We start from the raw sequence: 12,190 nt of genomic DNA on the forward strand, positions 1-12,190 counted from the left end.
ACCGATGTCCTGATACACCAAGTGTCACCGATGTCCTGAGGCAGAACTGTCACCGATGTCCTGAGACATCACACCCACGAACCGTCGCCGGATGTGCCGAACCGTCGACCGCAACGTACGAACCGTCGCTGGATGTGCCGAACCGTCGACCCGAGCGTACGAACCGTCAGGCGAAGGCGTGAACGTTGACCCGAATGCACGAGCCGTCGTGCCTGGCCCACCGTGCTCCAACGCGCACCCCCACCAATCGCGCCACGCACCACGCAACCGGCACGCGTGCGCCAACGACCCCCGGCGAACCAACGCCCATCAGCTCACCACACCCGCAAGCGCGAAGAGCCACGTAACTTCGACCGACCTCGGCACGTAACTTTTACCGATCTCGGCGGGTGGCGGCCTTCATGGTGGCGACGAAGTCGCGCAGCTCGGTCTGCAAGGCCTGAACCGCAGCGGTGTACTCGGGGGAGTCCTCGCCGGACTCCTGCGCCAGGCGGGCCAGCGTCGGCACGTGGGACTCGATGATCTTCACGGTCGCCGATCCGGAGATGGCCCCGTCGGCGCCCGCGGCAATCGCCTCGGCCACCTGCTCGGGGCCGGAGATGCCGAAGCCCAGCATCACCGGTGCGGCCGCATCCTGCCGCAGCCGCGCCACCGACTGCGCCAGGCCCACGGTTGAGGAGGCGCGCTCGGTCCCGGTCACCCCGGCCCGGGAGACCGCGTACACGTAGCCGCGGGAGGCCTTGGCCACCGCGTCGAGGGTCTGGGCGGTCGCCGACGGCGGGGCGATGTACACGGCGTCAATCCCGGCGGCCTCGGCGGCGGCGGAGAACTCCGCCGACTCGCGCACCGGCACGTCAGGCAGCAGCACCGAGTCGATGCCGGCAGCGGCGCAGCGGGCGTAGAACTCCTCCAGCCCGATCGCGAAGGGCACATTGCCGTAGATGAGCATGCCGATGGGCAGCTGAGGGTGGCGTGCACGCACGCGCGCCACCACCTCCAGACAGTCGGTTAAGCTCACCCCGGCGTTCAGCGCGCGCAGGTGTGCGCGTTGGATCGTCGGGCCGTCGGCCACCGGGTCGGAGAAGGGCGTGCCCAGCTCCAGGGCGTCCGCGCCGCCGTCGATCAGCGCCTCGATAATCGCCTCGGAGGCTGCGGGGGTGGGGTCGCCGACCATGACGAAGGGCACGAAGGCGCCCTCACCGGCGTCGGCCAGGCGGGAGAACATGGCGGGATAACGGCTCATCTCAGGCCTCCTCAGGCTGGTGAGTCGGCGCTGCCGACTCTGCGTTCGCCCCGGCACGTGCCAGCGACAGGTACTCGGTGCGCTTGCCCATCTGCTCCACCATGGCGGCGGCCCGGGCGACGGCGGAGTCCGCGGAGAAGCTGCCGCCCAGGCGCATGCGCACCTGCTCCAGGTCCTTGTCCCCGCGCCCGGACAGGCACACCAGCAGGTGCGGTGTGGAGGCGTCGGGCGGCGTCTCGCGGGCGATCTTGAGGGCCTGGGCGAGTGCGTGGGCGGATTCCAGGGCCGGGATGATGCCCTCCCAGCGGCTCAGCAGCCGGAAGGCCTCCACCGCCTCGTCGTCGGTGATCGCAACGTACCGGGCCCGCCCGGAATCGGCCAGCCAGGCGTGCTCGGGCCCGACGCCGGGGTAGTCCAGCCCCGCCGACACGGAGAAGGACTCCTCCACCTGCCCCTCCGGGGTGCGCATCAGATAGCTGCGTGCCCCGTGCAGGATGCCGGTGGTGCCGTTGTTGATGGGGGCACCGTTGCGGGGCGTGTCCAGCCCCTCGCCGGCCGGCTCCACGCCGATCAGGCCGACGCCGACGTCGTCGATGAACTCGGAGAACATGCCGATCGCGTTCGAGCCGCCGCCCACGCAGGCGATCACCTGATCGGGCAGGCGCCCGGTCAGGGCCAGGATCTGGGCACGCGCCTCAAGGGAGATGCAGCGGTGGTACTCGTGCACGATCGTGGGGAAGGGGTGCGCGCCTGCGGCCGTGCCCAGCAGGTAGTGGGTGGTGGCGAAGGAGGCGGTCCAGTCGCGCAGGGCCTCGTTGACGGCGTCCTTCAGGGTGCCGGCGCCGCTGGCTACGGGCACCACCCGCGCCCCCATCAGCTCCATGCGCTCCACATTGGCGGCCTGCCGCACCACATCGGTGGCGCCCATGTAGATGGTGCAGTCCAGGCCCAGCAGCGCGCACACCATCGCGGTGGCGGTGCCGTGCTGGCCGGCGCCCGTCTCGGCGATGATGCGGGTCTTGCCCATGCGCCTGGCCAGCAGTGCCTGCCCCAGCACCTGGTTGCCCTTGTGGGCGCCGCCGTGCACCAGGTCCTCCCGCTTGAGGAAGATGCGGGCGTTGCCCTCGCGGGGCAGGTTGTGCAGCTCCGTCACCGGGGTCGGGCGCCCCAGGTAGCGGCGCATGAGCTCGTCCAGCTCGGCGGCGAAGGACGGGTCCGCCTGGGCATCGATGTAGGCATCCTCCAACTGGTCCAGGGCGGGGATCAGCAGCTCCGGCACGTACTGGCCGCCGTAGGGGCCGAAGTAGGCGCACAAACGCGGGTGCGTGTGGTCGGCGTGCTCCCGCTGCGCCCGGGCGGCGTCCGCCCCGGCCACCCGTTCAGCGGCTTGGGCGGCGTCGCGTGCCTGACCGCGTTCGGGCACCGGCACGGCGGTGGCCAGCACCTCGGCCACCACGCCCGGGTCGGGCGCCGCCGACAGGGCCGAGCCGATCAGCAGGGCATCCACCTGCCCGGCCAGGCGCCGCACGTCGTCGGCCGTCTGCACCCCGGACTCGCCCACCAGCACCACGCCCGACGGCGCCAGCGGTGCCATCTGCTCCGTGCGGGAGATGTCGGTGGCCAGGGTGCGCAGGTCGCGGTTGTTGATGCCGATCACCTGCGCCCCCAGGGCGGCGGCCCGGTGCATTTCCGCAGGCGTGGACACCTCCGTGAGCACCTCCATGCCCAGCGAGTGCGCCAGCTCCGCCAGCTCGGCGTAGACGTCGTCCGGCACCACCGAGAGCATCAGCAGGATCGCGTCCGCCCCCAGGCTGCGGGCGGCCAGCACCTGCACGGGGTCCACGATGAAGTCCTTGCACAGCACCGGCACGTCCACCGCGCCGCGCACGGCGGCCAGGTCCTCGAAGGAGCCGTTGAAGCGGTCCGGCTCGGTCAGCACGGACACCGCCGCCGCCCACGGCGCGTAGCCGCGCGCCAGCGCGGCCGGGTCGTAGCTGGAGCGAATCGTTCCGCGTGAGGGGGAGGCGGACTTGCACTCCATGATCAGGGCGGGCCGCGGGCTCGCGTGATCGCCGCTGCGGGTGCGCAGGGCGTCGGCGAAGGAGCGCCGGGAGGGCTCCAGCTGCTCGGCGCGCAGGTGCCCGAAGCGGGCGCGCAGTTCGGGCAGGCGCTCGCGCCGTGCGGCCACGATCGCATCCAGGACGGTGCCGGTGGCGATCAGCCGCTCGTCCACCGGACGGCGCTGAGGCCGGGCACCGCCGGCGTTGGGGGCGCCGCTCATCGGGCCTCACCCTCCGCGGCGGCCTTGGTCATGGAATCCAGGTGCTCCGCGACCCGGCCGCTGGCCAGCTGGTCCAGGGCCATGCGGGTGCCGTCGGCCAGGTTGTCTGCCGGACCGGCCAGGTACAGCAGGGCGCCGGCGTTCACGGCGATCGCGTCGCGGTGGGCGGGTTCGCCCCGGCCGGCGAAGACCTCCCGCAGCAGGGCGGCGTTCTCCTCCGGCTCGCCGCCCAGCACGTCGGCAAGGTCGTAGGTGGACACACCCAGCTCCTCGGGGGTGACCTCATAGGCCTTGACCCCGCGCGGGGTGGCCTCCCGCACCTGGGTGGTGCCGTGCACGGCGATCTCATCGGTGCCCGCGCCGTGCACGATCAGGGCGCGCTTGCGGCCCAGCTTGACCATGGTCTCGGCGATCATGTCAAGGATGTCCGGGTCGGCCACCCCCATCAGCTGGTAGGTCAGGTGGGCGGGGTTGAGCAGGGGGCCCAGCACGTTGAAGATCGTCGGGGTGGCCAAGGCCTTGCGGATCGGGGCCACGTGCCGCATGGCCGGGTGGTAGGCCTGGGCGAACAGGAAGGTGAAGTGGTCACGGGCCAGGATCTCAACGGCCCGCTCCGGAGCCACGTCCAGGGGCAGGCCCAGGGCGGCGACGACGTCGGCGGCGCCGGTCTTGGAGGACACGGCCCGGTTGCCGTGCTTGGCGACGGATACGCCCATGGAGGCGGCCACGATGCCCGCGCCGGTGGAGATGTTGATGGTGCCCACGCCGTCGCCGCCGGTGCCGACGACGTCCACCAGCGGGAAGGTGACCTCGGGGAAGGGACGGGCGGCGTCGCGGAAGGCGCTCGCGGCGCCGGCCACCTCATCGGCGGTTTCGCCGCGGGCGTGCAGGGCGGCCAGTAGGGCGGCGGTCTCGGCCTCGGACAGGTCTCCGGCGCCGAGCGCGGCGAAGACGATGCCGGTCTCATCCTGGGTCAGGCGCCGGCCCTGGATGACGCCGCGCAGCAGGCGGTGCGCGTCCTCGGCGTCGGCCACCGCGGGGGTATGCATGGCGTTGTTCTCAGCGGGTGCGGGGGTCATGGTGTGCTCCTAAAACAAACAATGGGGTTGATGATTCGGTTCTGAGGAATTGCGTGGGGGTGGGGACGGCGCCGGTCAGGTGATCGCGGCGGCGGCCAGGCCGGCGGTAAGCGCGTGCAGGATGGTGGGGCCCTGTGGGGTCAGCACGGACTCGGGGTGGAACTGCAGCCCGACGACGGGGCGGGAGCGGTGGCGGGCCGCCATCACAATGCCGGGGCCGGCAGGATCCTCCGCCCCGGTCACCGCCAGTGGCGTGAGCGCCGCGGGCAGGGCGCGCGTGCCCAGGGAGTGGTAGCGGGCCACGTCCAGGCGGCCGTCGGGGAGGGTGCGGAAGGCCGGGTCGGCGCGCCCGGCCTCGGTCAGCTCCACGCGCACGCTGCGGCCGTGCACGGGCCCGACCCGGTCGATGGAGCCGCCGCAGGACTCGACGATCGCCTGGAAGCCCAGGCATATGCCGAGCGTGGGGATGCCGCGGTCCAGGGCGGCGTCGATCAGTTCCATCAGGTTGCCGGAGGCGCGCGGGTGACCGGGGCCGGGGGACAGGCACAACACCGGGCGCTCGCTGCGGGCCGTTTCGGCGTGTGCGTCGCCACCGACGGCGGGTTCAAGCGCGTTCAACACCGTGGCGGCGGGGGCCGTGTTGCGGTAGACGGCGATATCCGCTCCCAGGGAGGCGAACTGGTCCACCAGGTTGTAGACGAAGGAGTCGCGGTTGTCGAGCAGGACTACGCGCATTTCAGCGCCTCCCTTCCGGCAGGGCGGCACCATTGCCGGAGTCGATGACGAGCTGGGCTCCCTGGGCGGCGGCGACGGCCGCCAGCACCGCGCTGGCCTTGTGGACGGTCTCGGCGGCCTCGGCGGCCGGCACCGAGTCGGCGACCACGCCGGCCCCGGCCTGCACCAGCGCCGTGCCCCTGCGCACGAAGGCGGAACGGATGACGATGCAGGTATCCAGTTCGCCGTCGCCCCGGAAGTAGCCGACCGAGCCGCCGTAACTGCCGCGCCGCACCCCCTCGGCGTCGCGGATCAGCTCGGCCGCCCGCAGCTTGGGGGCGCCGGTAAGGGTGCCCATGGTCATGGAGGCGCGGAAGGCGTCCAGCGCATCCAGGTCCGGGGCCAGTTGCCCGGATACCTCCGAGACCAGGTGCATGACCCGGCTGTAGCGGTCCACACGCATCAGGTCCCCGACCTGGCGCGTTCCGGGCACGGACACCCGGGCGACGTCGTTGCGGGCCAGGTCCACGAGCATCACGTGCTCGGCGACCTCCTTGGCGTCGGTACGCAGCTCAAGTTCCAGGCGCGTGTCCAGCTCGTGGCTGATCCCCCCGCCCGGGACCAGTCCGCGCGGGCGGGTGCCGGCGATCGGGCGAATGGCGACCTGTCCGGTCTTGGCCGAATGCAGTAGGGCGGACTCGGGGGAGGCGCCGAGCAGCTCGAAGTCGGGAGCGCCCACGTAGAACATGTACGGGCTCGGGTTGGACTCGCGCAGCGCATGGTAGGCGGCCAGCGCGTCCGGGCAGGGCAGGGTGAAGCCGCGGGCGGGCACCACCTGGTACACGTCCCCGGCGGCGATCGACTCCTTCATGGACTCCACCACGGCGGCGTAGTCGGCGTCGGACTGGGTGGGGGCGGCATGCAGGACCGGGTGGGCGGCCTCCTCAGCGGCGTCCTGCGGGGCGGGGGGCGGCGTGGCCGCGTACCCGGCGGCGAAGGCGTCCGCGGCGGCGGCCAGTGCGTCCAGGCGTGCGGCGAGACTCGCGGCATCCACCGAGGCACCCACCAGGGTCGCCACACGGGTGGGGTGGTCGATCACCAGGATGATGCGGGCGTCGTAGAACAGGTAGTCGGGGCAGGTGTTGGCGCCCATGGCGACCTCGGGCAGCGTCTCGAAGGTCGCCAGGTAGTCGAAGGCGAAGACTCCCGCCTCCAGCGGCAGGTGCGGGTGATCCACGTCGGCCGCAGCCAGCACGCGCAACGGCTCGATGGTGGAAGTCGCCTTGAGGCGCTCGCGCTCCTCCAAATCGTTCGCGACGGGCGGGAAGGTGAGGGTGAGGCTGTCCGCAGCGTCGTCGGTGACGTGGGCGGCCAGGGCGGTGCGCAGCCGGTCCAGGGCGGCGGCGCCGTCGGCGGGCGCCTGGGGGAGGATCTCGGCGACGACGGCGTTGCCGCGGCAGGTCAGGCGGGTCGAGGACTCCAGGACGGCGATCGTCGTGCGGGAGGCCTTGGTGGCGATGTCCACCGACTCCAGCAGGACGGTGTCCAGCGGCCGCGGCTCGCCGGTGTCCGCCGTGGTGGCGATCAGGCCGGTGCGGGCCAGGTGCTCCAGCAGGGTGCCGCCGTCGTGCTGGTAGCGCACCGACCGCGTCAATACGGAGGGTGGGGGAAGCGTCATCGGTTGCCTTCCTGTTCGTGCCACCGGTGGGATTCGCCCCGTATGCGAAGAGCCCGCCAGGTGACGAGCTCTTGTGATCCGGCGCCGGCTATGCGGCGTGAGTGGCTCGCCCATTGGGGAGCCACCACCACTGGCTGGTGCGGAACGCGGTCATGGCGGCAGGTTAGACCGGCGTGCGGGACGGGCCAAATCGGTGACACGTGGTGAGACGGGCCGGGCGGACGGAGAACAGGCAGAACATGCGCCCGGGCCGACAAATTGTGCGGCATCGGGCCCGGGAATGTGATCGGAGCCATAAAGTCTTGGGTGCCAACGATGGCCCGCTCGCCGCCGCGCCGACGACCGACGCGCTCCCGCCGAGCCGCAAGCCCCTCGGGGCACGACCCGAACGACCCGAACCCAACCTGTCCAAGGAGACCATTGTGCTCCAGCTCATCATCAACATACTGACGCCGATTCTCGGCGGCATGGGAGTCTCATCGGCGGACGTTGAGACATATGTCCATGAATGCTCCGGCTACATCTACACGCTCCTCGTCATCATCCTGGTTGCGATCGCGGTGGCGATCGGCGCGCACTGGCTGGCCAAGAAGGGGGACCGGCACCTGTGGCGCTGGGGCGCCGGCCTGACCACGGTTGTGGCCGTCGTCGTAATCGGCAACCTGGTGGTCTTCGGTCCGCTGTACTCGACCGTGTCCATCCTCGTCAATGTGCAGGGCAGTGTCTCGGACGCCTCGCGCGCCGCCTCGGAGGAGATCATCGGCCGCGTCGGCGACGAGGGATTCGTGCTGGCCGAGAACGACGACGGACTGTTGCCACTTCCGGCCGAGACCACCAACCTCAACGTCTTCGGGTGGGCCTCCACCATCCCGATCTACGGCGGCACCGGCTCCGGCGCTGCCGACATGTCCAACGCCACCGGCGTCCTGGACTCCCTGCACGACGCCGGATACGCCACCAACGACACCCTAACGCAGCTGTACACCAGCTACCGGGACACCCGCGAGTCCCAGGGCACCACGGGCACGATCGGCTTCACCGACTGGACCCTGCCGGAGCCGACCGCCGACGTCTACACCGACGAGGTGCTGGGTGAGGCCAAGGAATTCTCCGACACCGCCGTGGTGGTGCTGGCCCGCTCCGGCGGTGAGGGGCAGGACCTGCCCACCGACATGAAGGCCGTGATCGACGGCGACTACGCCAAGATGGCCGAGACTGTTGCCGGAGGTAATGAACGTTACGGCTACTTCAACGCCGAGTACACCAACAACGGCGACTACGACGACTTCGAGGCGGGTGAGCACTACCTGCAGCTGTCACGTACCGAGAAGGACATGCTGCAGATCGTCAACGACAACTTCTCCCAGGTGATCGTGCTGATCAACTCCAACAACACGATGGAGCTGGACTGGCTGGACGACTACCCCTCCATCAAGTCCGTGCTGCTCGCCCCCGGAACAGGCCAGAACGCCATGGGGGCGCTGGGACGCATCCTGTCCGGCGAGGTCAACCCCTCTGGGCACACCGTGGACATGTTCGTCAACGACCTGACCACTACGCCCGCCTACAACAACTACGGCAACTTCACCTACACGAATGTGGATGACCTGGTGGAGCAGTACACGGCGGCGGACCCCGGCTTCCAGGGCGTACTCGGCCGCGTGAGTTACAACGAGGGCATCTACGTCGGCTACCGCTACTACGAGACCGCCCACGACGACGCCGTGGAGGGCTTCGACTACGACGCCGCCGTGCGCTACCCCTTCGGCTACGGGCTGTCCTACACCGACTTCACCCACGAGATCACCGCCTTCAATGCTGACGGGGACGACGTGCAGGTGACGGTCACCGTCACGAACACCGGTGACGTGGCCGGCAAGGACGCGGTCGAGCTGTACTCCACGCCGCCGTACACCGACGGCGGCATCGAGAAGGCCTCCGTGAACCTGGTCGACTTCGCCAAGACCGAGCTGCTCGATCCCGGTGCCACCCAGGCGATCGACTTCGCGATCCCCAAGGAGGAGCTCGCCTCCTACGACTCCTCCGCCCTGAAGACCGCCGACGGCGGCTACGTGCTGGAGGCCGGCGAGTACACCATCTCCGCCCGCTCCGACTCCCACACCGTGCTGGACTCCGAGACCTTCACGGTGGACGCCGACGTGGACTACTCCGCCGAGGGACGCGCCTCCGACTCCGAGGTCGCCACAAACCGCTTCGAGGACTACTCGGCCGGTAATGTCACTTACCTCTCCCGCGCCGGCGGATTCGCCAACTACGACGAGGCCACCGCCGCGCCGACCGCGGAGGACCTGACCATGACCGAGGAGGAGAAGGCCTTCATCGACTCCTACTCGGTGGCCAACTACAACCCGGCCGATCACGAGGACCCTGATGCGGTCATGCCCACGACCGGTGCGGACGGCGACCTGAGTCTGCGCGACATGACCGGACTCGCCTACGACGATGAGCAGTGGGACCGGCTGCTGGACCAGCTCACCGTCGAGGAGATGTCCGAGCTGGTCGCCGTCGGCGGCTTCCAGACCGTTGGCATCGGCTCCATCGACAAGCGGGCCGCGCTCGACTCTGACGGGCCCGCCGGCCTGAACGACTGGGTCATCGGCGTGATGGGCACCCCCTACCCGGCCGAGGTGCTCATCGCCCAGACCTGGAACACCGAGCTGGCAGGTGAAGTCGGCGCCGGCATCGCCCAGGAGTTCGCCGATGCGCACATCTACGGCTGGTACGGCCCCGCCATGAACACCCACCGCACCGCCTTCGGCGGACGCAACTTCGAGTACTACTCGGAGGACGGCGTGCTCGCCGGCAAGATCGCCTCGGCAACCACCAATGCGGCGGCGGCCAAGGGCGTATACGGCTACATCAAGCACTTCGCGATGAACGACCAGGAGATCAACCGCTGCACCTTCTTGCAGACCTTCGCCACGGAGCAGACGATGCGGGAGATCTACCTCAGGCCCTTCGAGATCGTGGTGAAGAACCGGGCGGAGGGGCCGTATGCGGTGATGTCCTCCTTCAACTTCATCGGCAATCGCTACGCCGGCGCCAACGCCGACCTGCTCAACGGCGTCCTGCGGGACGAGTGGGGCTTCGAGGGCATGGTGCTGACCGACTGGTACGGGTCCTACGGCTACCAGATCACCATGGACTCGGTGCTCAACGGTAACGACATCATGCTGGGCATGGGCTCCCAGGCCCGCTCGGAGATCGAGAACCAGGACTCGCCGACCATGGTGACGGCGCTGCGGCAGGCCTCGAAGAACGTGCTGTACACGGTGGCCAACTCCGGCAACTACACCGTGGAGACCGATGATGGCGGCCTGGACCGGCTCACCACCATGGCGATCATCATCGATGTGGTGACGGGCCTGCTGTGCGTGGGCGCGATGACCGCCGTCGTGTTGCGGTGGCGTTCGAGGCGGGCCAAGGCCCGGGCGAGCGCCGACTGAAACGGCGACGCTGATCTGGCAGGTGCGCGGGTACCTCGTCCGTCAGGACAGGTGCTCGCGCACCTCGTCCATGTCCTTGTCGCCGCGGCCGGACAGGTTCACCAGCAGCAGCGGTTCGGTGGCGTCGGGGTGGTCGGTCTCGGCATATTCGCGGGCCAGTTCGAGTGCCTGGGCGACAGCGTGCGCCGACTCCATGGCCGGAATAATGCCCTCGTGGCGGCTCAGCAGACGGAAGGCCTCCAGTGCCTCGGCGTCGGTGATGGCCACGTACTCGGCCCGCCCGGTGTCGGCCAGGTGGGCGTGCTCCGGTCCCACCGAGGGGTAGTCGAGTCCGGCGGAGACCGAGTGTGAGGGCAGGACGCTGCCGTCGTCGTCGAGCATGACGAAGGAGCGCATGCCGTGCAGCACCCCGGTGCGGCCGGCGTTGATGGGGGCGCCGTGCTCGCCGGTGCCCAGTCCCCGTCCGGCCGGCTCCACGCCGATCAGCCGCACCGATGGGTCATCCAGGTAGGCGGCGAAGGCGCCGATCGCGTTGGAGCCGCCGCCCACGGCCGCGATGACGGCGTCGGGCAGGGCGCCGTAGCGCTGAAGCACCTGGCGGCGGGACTCCCTGGAGATCACTTCCTGGAAGTGACGCACGATCGAGGGGAAGGGATGTGGCCCGGTGGCCGAGCCCATCAGGTAGAAGGTGTCCTCCAAGCGGGTGCACCATTCGGCGAGGGCGGCGTCGATCGCATCCTTCAGGCCCGCTTGTCCGGCGGTCACCGGCACCACGGTGGCCCCCATCAGCTCCATGCGCTCCACGTTGGGGCGCTGCCGCTCCACGTCGTGCGCACCCATGTAGATGGTGCACTCCATGCCCATCAGCGCGGCCACCATGGCGGTGGCGGTGCCGTGCTGACCGGCGCCGGTCTCCGCGATCAGCCGTCGCTTGCCCATGCGCCTGGCCAGCAGCGCCTGACCGAGCGCGTTGTTGCCCTTGTGGGCCCCGCCGTGAGCCAGGTCCTCCCGCTTCAGTAGGATGCGGGCGCCGCCGGTCAGCGGCAGGTGACGGCACTCGAAGACGGGTGTCTCGCGCCCCAGGTAGGTTGCTCGCAGGTCCGTAAGCTCGGCCTCGAAGGCTGGGTCCGCGACGGCCTCGGTGTAGGCGGCCTCGAGTTCGTCGAGCGCGGGCAGCAGTTCGGCGGGGACCTCCTGGCCGCCGAAGCGACCGAAGTAGGCGGGTAGAAGCGTGTGGCGCGGAGTGTCGGTGCCGGGTGCGGGCGGAGTGTAGCCGGGCGCGTCGGGTCCGAGCGGCCCGGTCGGCACACGGTTGGCGGTGGGGGCCGCCCCGGGAAGGGCGGTTTCTTGGTCTGCGGGGGTGCGCATGGGTGCCTCCTTGCTGTCTCCAGCGCTCGACGGCGGTCGCGTGCGTGAGGGTAAGGGCGCCGCGGGCGGTGGGCAAAAGGAATCCCGGGCGTCTCACATGACGGGACAACGGCCCGGGTGGTGGATTGGATGCAGTTTATGCGCCGCGACCGACAGTTCCTGCTGTAGTCCGCCGCAGGAATGGGCTGTGACTCATACGATGAGGGAGTTCGGGCATCCCCGGCGACGGTGCCGCTGCGTCCCGAGACTTCACAACCGCGGTGAGGAGTTCGTCGTCGGTACGTCTCCGGCAGACTCGCCCGAACGCGCGGCCCCACCTCCCACCGGGGCGGGCCGCTGAGCCCTGAAGAACCCTGCAAG

Annotated in this window: 7 protein-coding genes; 1 reads left to right on the top strand and 6 read right to left on the bottom strand. The window is 70.2% G+C overall.

Translation table 11 applies throughout. The features are described from left to right. Window positions 1-373: 373 nt before the first annotated feature. The 5 genes from trpA to DRB06_RS05495 all read right to left on the bottom strand — a co-directional run bounded on the left by trpA (window position 374) and on the right by DRB06_RS05495 (window position 6,995). Window positions 374-1,243: a tryptophan synthase subunit alpha gene (trpA, locus tag DRB06_RS05475; protein WP_111819338.1), complete on the bottom strand. Its 870-nt coding sequence runs from the start codon at window positions 1,241-1,243 to the stop codon at window positions 374-376. Window position 1,244: 1 nt separating this feature from the next. Beyond that, entirely contained in the window at window positions 1,245-3,524 is a 2,280-nt protein-coding gene (gene trpB / locus DRB06_RS05480) for a tryptophan synthase subunit beta (protein WP_111819339.1), read from the bottom strand. Continuing rightward, window positions 3,521-4,603 (bottom strand): anthranilate phosphoribosyltransferase, encoded by a 1,083-nt coding sequence (gene trpD, locus DRB06_RS05485; RefSeq protein WP_108967524.1) that lies wholly within the window; start codon window positions 4,601-4,603, stop codon window positions 3,521-3,523. The genes trpB (DRB06_RS05480) and trpD overlap by 4 nt, the downstream gene beginning before the upstream one ends. A gap of 75 nt (window positions 4,604-4,678) precedes the next feature. Further along, window positions 4,679-5,338 carry an aminodeoxychorismate/anthranilate synthase component II gene (locus tag DRB06_RS05490; RefSeq protein WP_073331456.1) on the bottom strand — a complete coding sequence of 220 codons (660 nt, stop codon included), beginning with the start codon at window positions 5,336-5,338 and terminating at the stop codon, window positions 4,679-4,681. A 1-nt stretch (window position 5,339) separates the two neighbouring features. Then, complete coding sequence (locus DRB06_RS05495) at window positions 5,340-6,995, bottom strand: anthranilate synthase component 1 (protein WP_111819340.1); 1,656 nt, start codon at window positions 6,993-6,995, stop codon at window positions 5,340-5,342. 422 nt (window positions 6,996-7,417) lie between these two features. Between DRB06_RS05495 and DRB06_RS05500 the strand changes: the two genes are divergently transcribed. Beyond that, window positions 7,418-10,462, top strand: coding sequence for a glycoside hydrolase family 3 protein (locus tag DRB06_RS05500; RefSeq protein ID WP_220092978.1), 3,045 nt, complete (start codon window positions 7,418-7,420; stop codon window positions 10,460-10,462). A gap of 42 nt (window positions 10,463-10,504) precedes the next feature. Here DRB06_RS05500 and trpB (DRB06_RS05505) read toward each other — a convergent pair whose 3' ends face one another. Further along, the gene (trpB, locus tag DRB06_RS05505; protein WP_111819341.1) at window positions 10,505-11,830 is read right to left on the bottom strand and encodes a tryptophan synthase subunit beta; all 1,326 of its coding nucleotides are present in this window, start codon (window positions 11,828-11,830) and stop codon (window positions 10,505-10,507) included. Window positions 11,831-12,190: the final 360 nt, after the last annotated feature.

Origin of the sequence: Actinomyces sp. Z5 (assembly GCF_003287795.1) — a bacterium.
Classification (GTDB): domain Bacteria; phylum Actinomycetota; class Actinomycetes; order Actinomycetales; family Actinomycetaceae; genus Actinomyces; species Actinomyces glycerinitolerans.